The organism is Flavobacterium sp. SM2513 (assembly GCF_050908145.1).
Taxonomy (GTDB): domain Bacteria; phylum Bacteroidota; class Bacteroidia; order Flavobacteriales; family Flavobacteriaceae; genus Flavobacterium.
The window spans coordinates 2,490,373-2,506,284 of the sequence record NZ_CP194228.1 but is presented as its reverse complement, the minus strand read 5'-3'; the positions used below and the strand labels follow the sequence as shown (position 1 = coordinate 2,506,284).

The following is a 15,912-nucleotide window of genomic DNA, read 5'->3' as shown; positions in this document are numbered from 1 at the left end:
GATGCTGCGAAGTCGGAGACGTTCGCAGAGCGGGAGACTTCGGAGAGCGGGCAAGTTAAGATATAATGCTTTATGGCACTACAAAATAATGGATTAAGTTATTTCAATAAAATTAAAAAATATAAAATGGCGGAATATAGAATTTCAGGAATTTGGAAAGATAATGAAGGAGTGATAACACATTACGCAATTCACAGTAGAACAGGTAGTCAACTTTATGGATTTTCTATCGGAAAAGGTATTAAAACGACCAAGGCTGATGCAGTCACACTAATAGCACAACCATTCAATACGGCTAAAACTTATTTGTGAAACTACTTAACTTCACAATGGACAGCGGGTGAAGATATTCATGTAGTTAATGCTAATCCATCGTTTTTAAGAACAAACCAGGATGGAACGCTACAGGACAACTTACTTCCCTTGATAAATTATGAATATGTATATTAAATCCCAATCACAAACGTATTAAGAGATTTAAAAAATATTTAATAGGCATAAATTTCATCAAGGTCACTGATAACAAATTCGGGTTTATGCACTTTATTTATGGGATTATTAAAAAGTAAAAAAGCAGGAATATTTAAGGATTGTACTGTTTCTGTATCAAAAGAATTTTTTAAATACAATTCCCTTAATTCCATAAGTAACCTTCCTAAAGCATTTTTACCTTTAAGTGTGTCCTTTCCATCGGGAACGGCTCCCCAAACGGCATCTTTCATCGAAAACTCTACAATTGGACTGTTTTGCGTACGCACTAACAATGCCGAAAAATGCTCCAAATTTTGAAGTAATTTTACATGCAGGCACCATCGCATTACATCAAACTTTACCTCTTCCCAGTCTTGTCTGGTATATTGCGCATACTTCCGACTGATTGCTTTCGCTTCCATAGGATTGGATTGCAAAATAAGCTCTTCTTGAATTTTGGGAAACAAAGGAAACCTACAAGCCTGATACAGAATTTCTGTATTTGCTATATTTATTTCATTTACGAACAACGAGTAACCAGCAGCCATATTGGATAAGCCACCAAATTCACCTGTAGTTTTACTAAAAGCAATAACTTCTTTTTTTAAATATGTGCGCTCGCTAATTTTCATTTAATACAAAGTAAAACAATTTTATAATACTAACCTCTATTTGCAACCGGAAATAAGGGTTGCCAGTTATGACCTTGCACCTGCCACCAGAATACTAACGGACTATTGTTCGGAATATTTCGCCAAGTAAAAAAATGAGTTCCTAAACCAAATGTTTTGTAACTAGGGTTTATTAATCCTAACGGCCTCAAGTTGGGCTTTATCTCTCCTTGAATCATTTCAATAATTGCTAAACCTTTCTGAAGTACTATATTCTCATAAATAGTTCTATTTTCTGCGGAAGTAAAAAATTCCTCTTTATTAGGTTTCCCTATCTTCCTATAAGCATACTCTTCATATTTTTCTGCCGCCAATGCTGCTAAATACGTTTTTACATTCTGAGGTTGCACATCCGTAGGAAATGCTATATTGAAGGATTGATTACTCCATTTTGCATGATTTTGTATTTCATAAAACCAAAACCAACTAATTTTTTTATCAATTTTATCTTCAAAAGTTTTCATCAATCTAAATTTTTGAAATGCATGACCCCAGGTGTGTGCGCAAAACAAATTGACAGACAATCTATAATTATCGTTCAAAACATTGACACTATTTTTTACACCTTCTTGATTCTCTAAATTTAACCAAGTAACTAAATGATTACCAATCGTGCTTCCCGACGCGAGAATGTCATCAAAATACACAAAGTTAGTTTTGGGGTAAGTGCTGTACTTTAAATAGGATTCACCATACTTTTCATTTAAATAATTTTCGAGAATAACTAGTACAGCAGGCTGGCTTTTATGAGACTCCTGCATATTTAAAAACTCCGTATTAATTAAAAAATCGGTAACAGTACTATAGTTAAATTTCTTAAGTAATTCGTTAATATGCGCTTCTAAAAGAGTTTTGGCTTTTTCTTTTGAAATGTAAACTTGCGGAATTATATGACTCACCTCATTCAAAATAAACGCTGCATCCCCACCAAATTGATTTGCCCATGAAAGAATATGGTCTGCATCTAAAGAAATACCATCATCTTTTCTATAATCCTTTATAGTCTCTAATAACTGGTTTGCAATATCTTTCATTAAGGTGTAGGCAGTTTATATCGTTCAAAAATTAATTCAAATATAAGAAAATTATAGTAGAATTGATTTTCGCTTTTATACTTCAATTGTTTCGCTAAAGACTTACATTTAGGATAGCATATCAACCTTCCAAACATAAGCATAATTTTCCATACGCAATTACGTTTCCCATAACCCATCAAAATTATCCAATATCAATTAATCATCTACCCACACAACTACCTGCGTTTACTCCATAAAAAAAGAGAACCCTGAATCCTCTTCATATTCTTCCCAACACCTAAACCATAACTCCACAAGTGTTAACGGCATCTAATCGGTTCTCCCGATAATAATCGGGACAGGCAGTTCAACACAGGGTTCATTGTTCGGCTTACAGCCGCAACGAAACCCTAGCTGTTACCTGCCGTTTTTCTTTATTAATAAAAATCACAATAATACCTCCATTCACCTGTTTTTCTGTTTTTAGCAAAAAAAAGTGTTCCACTATCAACAAAATTTAAGTTAGCCTCATCGTCAGATGCGATTTGAAAAACAAATTCAAAATCTTCACCAAAATCGATACCTGGTTGACAAAAGCTAGGATAACCTCCAAGTTTATGTCCATAATGATTTTCAGTTACATCGTGATAATCTTCAATTATACCAGATTCTTCAAGTTCTACTATTTTTTCTTCTAATTCACTTGTTAATCCACCACCATCCCACACTGGATAATCTTCTTCTACATCTTGGGTTTTTAAAGGAAACGATTTTATAATTGTTTCTGGATGTATTAATTCTTTGATCTTTATGTTATCAGACTTTTTATATTCTCTTAAAAACCAGTTTTGACCATTTTCAGCTAAGTCCATAGGTAATTCTTCTGATATAAAAACGGTTATAACTTTTGTGTCGGAAATAATTCTAGGAAGTTCTAAATTTTCTAAGTTTAGTTGTATTAGCGGAATCATTAAAACACCATTACTATCTTTTGGTATTTCTTCATCGTCCTTGTATAGATATACTTTTCCAATCCAACTCTCCGAATTCGAATTTGTAGATTTAAAACCACCTGAAATAAATTCGGTAGCTTTTCTTACAATTTGCCTTTTTATATTTTCAATTTCATTCATATGTTTTTAAGTTGCAGTTTTTCAAATTGTTGGCAACTAGTAAATATACGCAAGTTTATACACTTTTTTCAAATTTATATTTCTCACCTCCTATTTAGTAGGCCTTGCGTATTGACCTTCCAAACATAAGCATAATTTTCCAATTGTAATTACGGTTTTCCTCTCGGAGGCATTTGCAGAGCGATGTGTGTTTTTATAGAAATCTATAAGGGTGATGTTGTTCCGGAAATTTAGATGCTGCGAAGTCAGAGACGTTCGCAGAGCGTCAGACTTCGGAGAGCGGGTTTACAATTCATTATTCATTTGCCGCGGCGAACGCAACGAAATCCTAGCTGTTGAACTAAACCTTCGGTAGCGTGTCACCTGAAAATGTTAGTCCTTTTTAAAACTAATTAAAAATTATTTACAATGACAAAAAAAAGGAGATGAGTTAGGTGGATCACTAACAATCATCAATCGAGCGATTGCCCAAGTTCCTGGTTTTGAAGAATTTCTTTACTGATTTAAGCGATCCATGTCTATTTTATAAAATCATTTTCTAAAGTTAGTTGACCAGTTCTTGCAAAAAGCTTTTCGGTTGGAATCTCTTCTTTTTTGCAGCTTCTTTCCCTTGATTGAAAACTGCTGAAATATTCTTAACTGGTTCCGCTTTCCACATTGAAATCTGGGTAGGTAATAGCTCCAATGTTTCTTTTTCTTTTAAGGCTTTTAAAACAACTTTTGCTTTAAAATCTTTTCCAAATACTCTACTTGTTCTTGACATAATTCTGTTAATATAGAGTTTTTAATCCTATCTTAAATCTAAACTAAAAGTTGTACGTTTTTTGGGGAGCAGCATACTGCAACTGCAATTTTTTTTAGATATTCCATTTTTATAAATATGCTTTTGCTATTCGAACGCAACTTACTTGTTTACATATTCAACATCTGACAGCGATTCCATGAAAGCGATAATATCCTTGATTTCTTTTTGCGATAAATTTAAAGGTTCCGCGGATAAGGTTTGATTTGGCACCTCTAACCCCATACCAGCCCCACCACCATTATTGTAAAAATCCATTACTTCCTCTAGCGTATTAAAAGAACCGTTGTGCATGTAAGGAGCAGTTAATGCAACATTTCGAATTGATACTGTTTTGAAAGCATTTTTAAAATACGGTTGTTTATCGATATTTACACCATTTGCCACTCTACCCCTATCAGTATCTAGCTTAGGATTTTGTAAATTAAATCCTTGCGTGATGCCTAAAACTTCCGATTCTGTTTCAATATAAAAAGGAGGAACGGTACCGCTAAACATCGGGGCAAAATGACAACTGCCGCAAGCTGCTTTCCCCATGAACAAATTAAATCCTCGTTTAGCATCTTCGGGATAATCTGTTATTTCCTTTCTGACAAACTTATCAAAAGGACTGTTGAACGACTTTAAAGAGTTGACATACGCGGCAATAGCATTGCCGATTGAGCGTTCGTTAACTGCTTCTTTATCTATACCTTGGTATGCTTCTTCAAACATCTTATTATACTTCTCACTGGCCTTTAACTTACTTATTATGGTTGCAAAACTAGTATTAAACTCTAAATTATTATCAATTACATGGGTTACTTGTTTTTCTAAATTGTATTCCCGAAGATCCCAGAAGTACCTGGAAGCATATCCTGCATTTATAACCGTAGGTGCATTTCTAAGCGTAAAACTGCCATTAGCATTGGCCATGCTTTTCGGTAATCCGTCGGCAAAAGCTTTTTTAGGATCGTGGCAACTGGTGCAAGATAGTATACTGTTATTGGAAAGTTGGACCTCATCAAAAAGCAACTTTCCCAACTGTATTGTTTTTGGATTATCTAAAGGCATATACACCAATTCAGAATAAAAATTTGTGTCTAAAAAATCTGCAGCAAAGATATTCGTGGCATTGTAATTTTGGGCATGCTTTTTAAATGGTTCTTCAGTAATTTTATTTAGAATTTGAAAATCATATAACTCTTTATATAAAGGATTTATAACCTCTTTTAGAAAAGTCATTCGGTCAAAAGTATTAAAATCGGCACTTGATTTAAGTTGTTTTTTACCTTCTTTAAATAAGTTTTGGATGGTTTTAAATTTCTCTCTGGCTTCCCAATGTACCTCTTGTTCAAAAAGCAAGAAAGTGGTTTCTATACTTTGCAAACTTACATAACTTTCTTGTAATGCATTTAAAGAGCCTGGCGTATCAAAACCAGTTAATCCTAGACTAAAAATACGCACCACGCCAGAACGCATGCATTCGATAATTTGGCTAGATTTGACCCTCAGTGGTAAGTGATTTAGAGCTACAAAATCTACATGCTGCTTTAATTCTTGGGTCAATAGTTTTATATATGCTTTGTTACTTTCCGAATACTCCGTTTCCTGTACCACTTCATCTAAAGCTTGCAAGCCCGACGGCTCAATTACTCTTCCTTCTTCATAGTATTCGCTTACTTTTGGTAAAGGAGCTCCATTTATGAAAGTACCATTGTAGAACGTTTGGTAATAATCGAAAATAAATTCGATTTCTTTATATACCATCCTAGTTTTCTGCACCTCCAGCTGAACAGCTTTAAAATCTTTGGTGGATTGGGCTAATTGCGATAGACTATCTAGCTTATGTACCTGATTTTGAAAATATTTAAACTGTATACTGTAGTGTTTGGCTATTTTTTCTGTACTAGCAATTGCACTATAAGCTTCATTTGTGGATTTCTTTAGAGAAACCAGCACAAAGCAGCTAAAAATTACCACAATTAAGATACTTATTTTTTTCATTATACTACTTCTATTTATACGATCGTTTCTTTTAATTAATAAAAACCTCAATAACAGAAGGATTGGAAACCAACTGCATTGAGGCTTTCTATAAAAATTATAAATTACTTTAAGGTTATTTTATTATAATGGACTTGTAATAGGTTTGTTTGTTGGTTACAACTTCTACAATATAAGTTCCTGTTATCAGTTTGCTTACATTAATTGTTTCCTTTGTACTTTCCTCTACAAGTTTGCCAACATTGTTATAGAACTTCACCTTTTCTAACTTTTCGTTAGAATTGACCTTTATGTTTAATAAATCATCTGCTGGTACAGGGTAAATTTTGATACTTTTGTCTGTTTTTTCCCGATCCTCTACAGAAAGTGTCACCCCTGTTTTATGAATAGTAAAGTAATCATCAATAGCACCTGTGTCTCTGATAAACTTTATGGTAAGATTTTGTCCACCCAAACCATCGGAATCAATTTCCATAACACAGGATCCCAACTGGTTTAGCGATAAAAACATAGCTTCATGGTCTAAATCTCCACCTGAGATTTGTCCTGCAGAACCTGTAGTTATATACACCGCACCTTCCGAAGCCTCTAGTGTTTTATTATAAGCACCCGTACCGTCTACTCGACCGCTTCCACTGCCTGTAACTCCCACGGTATGACCTCCGTTTGTAATCTCATTGCTATTGAACGTATTGGATGCACCTTGATGTCCATTTATAAAATAAGAACGTTCATACGAGTGGCTGTGTCCATTTAATACTAGATCTACCCCATTTTGCTCTAATAGAGGCATAAAGTTTTCTCTCATATCAATTAGTCGACCTTCGTAATCGGAATCATGAGAACCTTTAGAGTAAGCTGGGTGGTGAAATAAAGCTACAATCCAGTCTTGGGTTGTATTTTGCATATCACTTTGAGCCCATAAATATTGGCTTCCACCCACTTCACGACCCGATTGGTGTGAGTCAAGGACGATAAAGTGAATATTTGCATAATCAAAGGAGTAGTATGCTTCTGTACCTGAGGCTACCCCACCTGCTTGTGCAGCCGTAGGAAATGTAAAAATATCGTAGTAAGGACCGGACTGTGTCGCTAAATCGGAAGTATAGCCATCGTGATTTCCTAGACAAGACCAGGCTACCGATTTTTGCAGCATTTGGTGGTATACATTAAAGAAATAACTTTGGTGTTCTGCATCCGTACCATTGCTATAGGCGTTATCTCCAAGAAACAACATCATGTCCGTTTGGTTTGCATAAGCTGTAGTAGTAGAAACATAGTTGTAGTAGGCATCTCTTACATTTCTTTGGTTGATACTTCCTGTTCCAGCATCTCCTAAAATCCATGCACGAACAAACTGATCCGTTCCATTAATTGGTGCTGTTTTGACAAACATGTCTCCCGTCGTACTTTCTTTAACCACTACCGATTGATTTGCAATATTGAAGTAATAGGTTGTGTTCGGGGATAAATCAGTTAAAGTTACTTCGTGTTCTGTTGTTATGTTTTCACTGAACACCTGCATACTTAGGGTAGCTAGTTCTGTACCATAGTTTACTACCGAAGCCGTTGGAATGTCTGTTCTCCACTTTACTACTACACTAGTTGCAGTACCACTCTGTAAGTAAGGTCCTCTTAGCACTTCCGTAGGAGGAGCTGCAACAGGCTGTGTACTTGGTGTTAATTTCAAATTAAAACTAATATCAGAACTTACCTCATCCTCTTGGTGGATTTCCACTGCAATACAGTTGACTCCATTTACCAATGCATCAGCGGGTATACTTGTATAATTCCAGGCACTTTCATTTGCACCCGTTATTCCTGAAAGTGCAGCCGTATCAAACAAAATATCTCCCGCAGGCATATTATTTCTCCAAACTTCTATATTATTTATATATACTACAATACCATCGTCCCGAATCGCTTCTAAATCGATACTGTTAAAGATGGATGCGTCAGCGATACTTAAATATTTTCTAAAATAGGTAGTTAGTGGTCTTGGCGTTGCAGGCTGACCAATATTTGTTGTCTCGTCCCCATCTCCATAACCAATTTCTGTAGCAGCCTCCGTCCAATCTCCTTGGTCAAATGAAGGAGATCTCCACTCAGTTCCTTGGTTACTCCCGTCGGCTAAGTAAAACCAATTGTCGCCTGCAGAAACAGCCATTGGGAATACCGGATCTGTTCCCTGTCCTTGTACTGTAAATGTAAAGGGATTATTAGTAATTGCATTACTATTTATTGTAATTGTAGAAGTAACTACCTCTAAACTTGTTGGCACAAGCGTGATTTCAAAAGAAACAGTTTCATTTACATTTACCGTAGTTTGCGGTAAGTTGATGGTAAAGTTTGCATTACTACTAGTTATAGAATTAATTGTAATTAAGCTATTTCCGGTGTTTTGTAGTGTAAAAATTCTTTTCTTTCCAATGACCGTATAAACATCTCCAAAATCCGTATTATCTGTCGTATCTGGAGTCGTATCTGCATTTGCAATAGCGACCGTATTTCCTAGCACATCTAATTGCATAATTGGCTCAACTCCTGAAGCTTGGATAGCAAAAGTGTAGGGATTTTCATCCGAATCATTATTTTCTATCGTAATTGTAGCGGTATTGGTAACTGCTGCATTTGGAGCATATTGTACCACAAACGTAGTATTTTCATTGGATTCTAAAATAGTAGCAGTAGGTTGAGCAAGTATCGTAAATGAACTATCTCCACTAATTGCGACCACTGGGTCACCTGTTAAATTTAAATCTGCATCCCCTACATTTTGGATGGAAAACGTTTTTGTGCTCGTTTGATTGATCCCTGTATTTTCAAACTGTGTAAAATCTGCAGGTTCAGGAGTGGTATCCCCACTGGTTATAGCAACATCGTCTCCACTTACTTCCATTTCAGTTGGAGGCGTAACGTACTCGATATGCAAAGAGGGTTTTCCATTTGAAAAACTTGCAGCTTCTCTATAAGCTCCATCCGATCTTGAAACTCCGGAGAATAAAAAAGCAATATTATTTCCCAATACCCAACCTTCTCTAGCGGTAATTTCTGTAATAATTGCACTAACATCTGGTGTTCTCTGGCTTACTCCCGCTTGCCCCACTTGTCCTTCCCAGGTAGGGATAGACCAATTTACATTAGCAGAAGTCATAGCCCTAGTAGACAATCCGAAGTTTCCGTTACTGCCAAGTGCCGAAGCACTATCTGTATCATCTCCCTTAATATTAACCGTGACATCCCCGTTTCCATTTTCATCCACTTCAAACTGGATGTAGGCATTGGTAATTTCTGCATTTTGAGGAAGTGTTACATTAGTAAAACGAAGTCCAACCACTTGTTCTACCGACCCATCGTAATAAAGTTCCAGGTCGGAGCTCACTGTACTGACGTATCCACTCGTACTATATGCTTCTTCCGCAGATTCGCTAGCAGAAGCTAGAGGTAAAGTGATTGTTGATGTAGCAATGGCTCCAGCGGGCGTTTCGTATTCGATATGCAAACTTGGCGTTCCAGCCGAGCTACTTTCTGCTTCTCTCCAAGCACCCTCTGATCTTGATATACCCGTGAATAAAAAAGCCATACTATTACCTTGCTGCCAATTTTCTCTAGACGTTATTTCGGTAAGTAATGCACTTAAATCTGGTGTACGTTGATCAGTGCCATAGGCGCCAATTTGTCCTGTCCAATTGGCCATAATCCAGTCTACATTTGCAGTAGTTTTTGTACGTGAAGACAATCCATAATCTACGCTACTGCCAAAAACAGCTGCATTGTCCGTATCATCAGCCGTTACATTTACCGTTACATCCCCTGCTCCATTTTCATCTACCTGAAACTGGATGTATGCATTAGTTATCACTGCATTTTGTGGTAGAGGAATGTTTTCAAATCGTACCCCAACCACTTGCTGTGACGTACCATCGTAATAAAATTCTAAATCGGAACTGGACGTACTTACATATCCGTCCCCGCTGAAATCTTCTTCTGCAGATCCATTACTGGAATTGATGGGAATATCGACCACTGTCTGTGCAAATGAAAATGCTGACAATAGTAACATTATCCATATAAATGTACCTTTTCTACTCATAGTTTCTAGTTGTTAATTGAATTATCTAGTTGTTTTATTTGTTCTTTTAAAGTGATTACCGAGCTTCTGTTTTGGAATTTGGTCCCGAGTTGGTCCACCGTTACAGTTGCTAATTTCAAATTGATAATTGCTTCCTCTTTTCTGTTAATTTCAGCCAAGTACTTGGCTTTTCGGTAGTACCAAAATTCTTTTCGCTCGATTTCTTTGATAAAATAATTGTACTGCTCTATTGCTTTATTTTCTTGTTTAGATGCTACCAAATATTCCAGCTTTTTTAATTGCAATGCAGTTGTTTTTGTACCTATTTTCACCAAACCTTTTTCAATAATTGTCAAGGCGTCTTTATAATTATCATGGTTTTGTGCCAAAGTAATCTCCGTATATTCAATGACATCTTCCGGTCTAAGGTCTGTGGTATTTTCAAACACATATTGGTAGGAATTTAAGGCTTTACTATATGCTTTTTTCTTGAATAAAATCTGAGCTTCCACTTTTTTGCCCTTTACGTCCGTACTGTTGCGTTTGAGGTAGGCAGTAATATCTGACAAGGCTGCATCGTATTTTTCTATAGAAAAATGTACTTGTGCTAGTCGGTAGTTTACCACTTCATTGGTATTTCCCAACGTTTTAGACTTTTTATAATCCTGTAATGCTTCGGGGTATTCTTTGTGCTCTTGGTACAGCAATCCTCTTTCATAATACAGCGTAAAGTTCTTTGGTTCCTTTTCTATCTGATGGGTTTTAGCAGCAATTCGTTTGCTTAAATCGCCATGGGCTAACATTACAAGTGACGAAAAACTTGCTATGACTACTAGTAATCCTTTATTGAAAATGGATTTCCGCTGCTTTTTTTTAATATGCTTCATTGTACTTAATTTTTACTTGTGCTCTATTTTATTTTAATTCTATTAATACCCTGGGTTTTGGACAAAATTTTTATTCTTGCTCATCTCTTCTTGGGGTATGGGTAATAAATACCTAAACTGGGAAAAATTGGCTTGTGGTTCTAAGCCATTTGTACCAAAAACTGTACTTCCTAAATCTCTACGCACAATGTCGTACCATCTTTTCCACTCAAAAGAAAGTTCTATTCTACGTTCTTCCAGAATTAAGTTGGTAAGTGCCGATCCACTCATGCTAGGAACAACGTCTTCTGGAAAATTGGATGGAGCATATACACCAAGGCCACCACCAGAAAAGTTGATTGTTCCTGCGTTTCGTGCACGGCCTCTTATTTGATTTACATAACCAATTGCTTCAGAGGACCTTCCTAGCTCATTTGCAGATTCAGCCGCAATAAGTAGGATTTCTGCATATCTAAAAGCAACATAGTCCATATCCGAGCGCCATCCTGCTGTGGTTCTCCCTTCTCCGGGAAATCTAGTAAACTTTGCTATATGGGGTCTTGCAACTTCAAAATCGGTGTAGGGTCTAACGATATCGGTATTATCGTCTAACAGGAGGGAATCGGTCATACTTACCTTCAAACGGTAATCATTGGCGTTCCAACTTTCATATACATTCAGATGCGGCACCAGCATGCTCCAGCCTCCAAATGGCGATGCACCTCCTTCTACTCCGTTTACTGGCCCTATTTTGTTATCGTTCTCATACGTTGCCGTGTTGGGATTTTGACCGGTTTGGTTGCTTGTAAAATCCAGAACAAAAATGTATTCTCTAGAATTCCACTGTTCGCTAGTTCTGAACAAGTCTTGGTAATCGGTCGCTAAGCCGTAATTTAAAGCACCTGTATTATCAATAACCCATTTTGCATATTCGTATGCTTTTTCCCAATCTCCTAGCGTCATGTATATAGAAGCTAAGTAAGCAGCTGCCGCACCTTTGGAAGGTCGTGAACGAACATTTCCACGGGACTCCATTTCCAAATTTTCAAAAGCAAAATTCATGTCTTCAATAATGTATTCATACACTTCAGCGGGCGGAGATTGCTTTATACTTAAAGGATTTACGATATCAGGACTATCTATGTAAGGAATATTTCCGTACAGTCTAACCAAATGATAGTATAAAAACCCACGCACAAATCTAGCTTCCCCTTCTGCTTTACTTAGTTCCTCGCTGTTGCCATTCTCTAAGAAACTAATCCCTTGAATGGCAGTATTAGCGGTAGCAATTGTTTGGTAGGAAGATGTCCAAAGGCTTTTAACATATGAATTGGTAGGTGTCACTAAAAACGGACTAAATTCGGCATAATCGCTAAATTCGAACCCGTTGTCTACCATATCACTCATTAGTTGAAGAGGAACTGTTAGTCCGCCTCCATAATAATTTGAGGATGCCATTAGGCCATATGTCCCATCAATCATAGGATATACATCTTGGATCGTATTAAAAAAGCCTACAGGGGTTAAGGTCCCCACTGGGTTTTCATCTAAGTCTGCACAACTTACAAAGGTTAATAAAAGTGCAAATGCTGCTAATTTTAGTTTATTTTTCATATTATCTAATTAATTCTAGTACTTATTAAAATCCTACTTTAAGACCTACCGTTACTGATTTTACGTTAGGGTAACTTCCGTAATCTAATCCTAGGTTGCTGCTCGAATTGCTATAAGAAACCTCTGGATCTACCCCTTTGTAATTTGTAAGCGTCCATAGGTTTTGTGCACTGACAAATACTCGTGCATTCGTCAGATTAATTTTTGACAAAACACTTTTAGAAAAATCATATCCAATAGAAATATTTTTCAACCTTACATAGCTTGCATCGTCCACCCATCTATCGGAATTCACAAAGCTTCTACTGATTCTAGCTTGTGGAATATCGGTATTGGTATTTGTAGGCGTCCAGCTGTTTAAAGCATCTGTAGTAACATTGGTTCTTCCATTTAAAGCCCCTAATTCCATTAAAGTATAGTTTAGCATTTCGCCCCCTTGCGATCCTTGAACGAAAATGGATAAACTAAAGTTTTTATAACTAAAATCATTATTCCATCCCCAAGTAAAATCAGGATGAGGATCTCCAATAATGGTTCGATCTTCATCTGTTAGATGACCATCACCATTCAGGTCTTTGAACTTCTCGCCACCCATTTCTTCTCCACCAATTAGTACGTCGTCTTGGGTTTGTACCACTCCTTCATAGATATATCCCCAAAACTGTCCTACCGACTGTCCTTCTCTTAAAATTTGTGTATTTCCCGTACCTGATAATGGAGATGAAGAATAGAAAATATCATTTCCGGGTGTGTCATTCTCTACCAATTGCACGATTTCATTTTTGTTAAAAGCAATATTTGCAAAAGTTTTCCATTTAAAATCAGCTTGCATAAAAGTGGCATTCACTCCTAATTCAAACCCTTTGTTTACCACGGTTCCAATATTTTGAAGTTGTGTTTCAAAACCTGTATAAGTTGGAGTTGGCACATTGAATAATAGATCATTGGTTTTCATATTATAATAATCAGCCGTTATACCCCATTTATTTTTAAACAGCTGCAAATCCACTCCCACATTTGTTTGGGTAGTAGTTTCCCAAGTTAAATCGTTGTTTGAAAGTGTGGAAGGCCTGATGGCGATTACGGCACTACCTTGTACCGTTGTAAAAACATCGGTGAAAGAAGCCAGAGATTGATAGGGGCTAATGGCTTGATTACCCACCATACCGTAACTTATACGAAGTTTTAATAAATTAATAGTAGCTATATTAGAAAGAAATTCTTCATCGGAAACTTTCCATCCAAAAGCAGCAGAAGGAAAAAAGCCATATTTATTATTTTTAGCAAAAACAGATGAACCTTCCCGACGGCCAGTGAATGTAAATAAATACTTATCCTTCAATGTATAATTAATTCGACTAAAAAAAGCTTCGAAGGCTGTTTCTGATAGTTCTGAATCTACTGCAGCAGCATTGGAACCTGCACCCAAATTCCAAAAAGAAAAGGAATCGGATATAAAGCCTGAAGCAACACTATTGGTCCGTTCCGAGCGGTCTTTTTGAAAGGAATAACCGGCCATAATCGAAAGGCTATGATTCGCTCCAAAATCTCTAGAATAGTTTAAATAATTTTCGCTAATAAAACTTGTTTTTTTATTGGTATTTAAAGTAGCTTCACCACCCACACTATTTCCGCGATCTAATGTAGTAGGATAATACTGCCCTATTCTACTGTCGTAAATACTTGTTCCTAACGTCGTTTTAAAGGTTAAATCTTTAATGACCCCTATTTCAGCATAAAAATTTCCTTGAAATAAATCGGTAATTTCCTCATTTTGATATTCTGTTGCCATGGCATAAGGATTATCAATAGGATATCCAACGATACTTAAAGCATAGTTACCGTTTTGATCCCGGAGACCTTGAGTAGGCGAAAATTTATAAGCACTAGAAATTACACCTGTTTGTGCTGCATTTCCACCTTCTTGACTCTTGACCCCATTTTTGTTGGTCCGACGAACAAAAATACTTGTCCCTACTTTTAAATTCTCCGAAGCTTCAAGGTCTATGTTTGAAGTCAACGAATATCTTTTGAAGTCCGAACTTTGCACCACTCCTTCTTGATTAAACAGTGCACCAGACAAATAGTAGTTTATTTTATCTGAGCCACCAGAAACAGAAAGTTGGTAGTTTTGAATACTTCCTTTTCTGTAGATTTTGTCTTGCCAATTGGTTCCTTCTCCCGTAAGTTCAGGCACAAAATCGGCATCTATTTGTTTAATATAGTCGGTAAATTGGTCTGCATTTAGCAGGTCTAAACGATTAATTTCTTCTTGGGTAGACAAAGAACTGGAGAAACTAAATTGTGCTTTACCTTTGGTACCTCTCTTTGTATTCACGATAACCACACCGTTTGCACCTCTAGCTCCATAAACGGCTGTAGAAGATGCGTCTTTAAGGATTTCGATGGATTTGATATCTTCGGAAGGAGGCATCGTCCCTCCTATAAAACCATCTACTACAATTAAAGGCTCATTTCCAGCATTAATAGAGGTGTTTCCACGTATCTGAATACTGTAATCTGAACCTGGGGCACCATTTACCGATTGTACATTTACACCGGCCGCTCTACCTTGTAAAGCTTGTATTGCATTTTCTACTGGATAAGCGGTTAACTCATCCGCAGAAACAGAAGAAACAGCACCCGTCAAATCACTTTTTTTAACACTTCCGTACCCTACAATCAGCACTTCGTCCAAACCAGAGGCATCTAATACCATTCTAACTGAGATAATATCTTGTCCATTAAGTGGAATATCCTGAGACAAATAACCCATATAAGAAACAACAATTATACTATTAGCATTTTCCACGCTGAGTGAAAATTTCCCATCTAAATCAGTTGTAGTTCCATTAGTAGTTCCTTTTTCTACCACATTAGCACCTGGTAATGAGAATCCAAAATCGTCTAAGATCGTACCCGTTACCGTATTTTTTTGCATGGACATAATAGGATTACTACCTATAACGATATCTTTATTTTTAATTTTAAAACTAAAAGAAGCACGCTTTCCTAAATCGTCTAGGACTTCACTTAAATCCGTTTTGATGTATACTGCATTAAATTTTTTATTATTTTTGGCTATATACTCTCCATAGCTGATATTGTAATTTGTTATATCTGCAATTTTAGATAGAATTTCCACAAGCGTAACCCCTTTTTCATTTATGGTTACTTCGATAGGGCCGTACGATTGTGTATTTGCATAACAATGCAACGCGTTAAAAAAACAGATAAACAATGCCCACTGCAGTGTTTTCTTAAAAATATTTTTCATTTTT

10 protein-coding genes are annotated in these 15,912 nt (G+C 36.5%); 1 reads left to right on the top strand and 9 read right to left on the bottom strand.

All coding sequences use genetic code 11. From position 1 onward, the window contains the following. Positions 1-72 precede the first annotated feature (72 nt). Positions 73-312, top strand: coding sequence for a hypothetical protein (locus ACQ5J2_RS10495; protein ID WP_432670358.1), 240 nt, complete (start codon positions 73-75; stop codon positions 310-312). A 176-nt stretch (positions 313-488) separates the two neighbouring features. On the opposite strand, the gene ACQ5J2_RS10490 is transcribed toward ACQ5J2_RS10495, so the two are convergent. The 9 genes from ACQ5J2_RS10490 to ACQ5J2_RS10450 all read right to left on the bottom strand — a co-directional run bounded on the left by ACQ5J2_RS10490 (position 489) and on the right by ACQ5J2_RS10450 (position 15,908). Beyond that, positions 489-1,103, bottom strand: coding sequence for an NADAR family protein (locus ACQ5J2_RS10490; RefSeq protein WP_432670357.1), 615 nt, complete (start codon positions 1,101-1,103; stop codon positions 489-491). Positions 1,104-1,132: 29 nt separating this feature from the next. Then, positions 1,133-2,176, bottom strand: a complete 1,044-nt coding sequence (locus tag ACQ5J2_RS10485; RefSeq protein ID WP_432670356.1) for a phosphoribosyltransferase-like protein — start codon at positions 2,174-2,176, stop codon at positions 1,133-1,135. 419 nt (positions 2,177-2,595) lie between these two features. Continuing rightward, entirely contained in the window at positions 2,596-3,291 is a 696-nt protein-coding gene (locus ACQ5J2_RS10480; protein WP_432670355.1) for a DUF1963 domain-containing protein, read from the bottom strand. Between the two features lie 544 nt (positions 3,292-3,835). Next, positions 3,836-4,054 (bottom strand): hypothetical protein, encoded by a 219-nt coding sequence (locus ACQ5J2_RS10475; RefSeq protein ID WP_432670354.1) that lies wholly within the window; start codon positions 4,052-4,054, stop codon positions 3,836-3,838. A 141-nt stretch (positions 4,055-4,195) separates the two neighbouring features. After that, positions 4,196-6,079, bottom strand: a complete 1,884-nt coding sequence (locus tag ACQ5J2_RS10470) for a cytochrome-c peroxidase (protein WP_432670353.1) — start codon at positions 6,077-6,079, stop codon at positions 4,196-4,198. 115 nt (positions 6,080-6,194) lie between these two features. After that, entirely contained in the window at positions 6,195-10,172 is a 3,978-nt protein-coding gene (locus tag ACQ5J2_RS10465) for a choice-of-anchor D domain-containing protein (protein ID WP_432670352.1), read from the bottom strand. Between the two features lie 5 nt (positions 10,173-10,177). Then, positions 10,178-11,038, bottom strand: coding sequence for a tetratricopeptide repeat protein (locus ACQ5J2_RS10460; protein ID WP_432670351.1), 861 nt, complete (start codon positions 11,036-11,038; stop codon positions 10,178-10,180). Between the two features lie 42 nt (positions 11,039-11,080). Then, positions 11,081-12,631: a RagB/SusD family nutrient uptake outer membrane protein gene (locus ACQ5J2_RS10455; RefSeq protein WP_432670350.1), complete on the bottom strand. Its 1,551-nt coding sequence runs from the start codon at positions 12,629-12,631 to the stop codon at positions 11,081-11,083. 25 nt (positions 12,632-12,656) lie between these two features. Beyond that, entirely contained in the window at positions 12,657-15,908 is a 3,252-nt protein-coding gene (locus ACQ5J2_RS10450) for a SusC/RagA family TonB-linked outer membrane protein (RefSeq protein ID WP_432670349.1), read from the bottom strand. Positions 15,909-15,912: the final 4 nt, after the last annotated feature.

Excerpts from the sequence above, each read along its gene's own strand:
- ACQ5J2_RS10450 (WP_432670349.1), bottom strand. The coding sequence starts at position 15,908 with ATGAAAAATATTTTTAAGAAAACACTGCAGTGGGCATTGTTTATCTGT.
- ACQ5J2_RS10485 (WP_432670356.1), bottom strand. The coding sequence starts at position 2,176 with ATGAAAGATATTGCAAACCAGTTATTAGAGACTATAAAGGATTATAGA.
- ACQ5J2_RS10480 (WP_432670355.1), bottom strand. The coding sequence starts at position 3,291 with ATGAATGAAATTGAAAATATAAAAAGGCAAATTGTAAGAAAAGCTACC.
- ACQ5J2_RS10470 (WP_432670353.1), bottom strand. The coding sequence starts at position 6,079 with ATGAAAAAAATAAGTATCTTAATTGTGGTAATTTTTAGCTGCTTTGTG.
- ACQ5J2_RS10465 (WP_432670352.1), bottom strand. The coding sequence starts at position 10,172 with ATGAGTAGAAAAGGTACATTTATATGGATAATGTTACTATTGTCAGCA.
- ACQ5J2_RS10495 (WP_432670358.1), top strand. The coding sequence starts at position 73 with ATGGCACTACAAAATAATGGATTAAGTTATTTCAATAAAATTAAAAAA.
- ACQ5J2_RS10460 (WP_432670351.1), bottom strand. The coding sequence starts at position 11,038 with ATGAAGCATATTAAAAAAAAGCAGCGGAAATCCATTTTCAATAAAGGA.
- ACQ5J2_RS10475 (WP_432670354.1), bottom strand. The coding sequence starts at position 4,054 with ATGTCAAGAACAAGTAGAGTATTTGGAAAAGATTTTAAAGCAAAAGTT.
- ACQ5J2_RS10455 (WP_432670350.1), bottom strand. The coding sequence starts at position 12,631 with ATGAAAAATAAACTAAAATTAGCAGCATTTGCACTTTTATTAACCTTT.
- ACQ5J2_RS10490 (WP_432670357.1), bottom strand. The coding sequence starts at position 1,103 with ATGAAAATTAGCGAGCGCACATATTTAAAAAAAGAAGTTATTGCTTTT.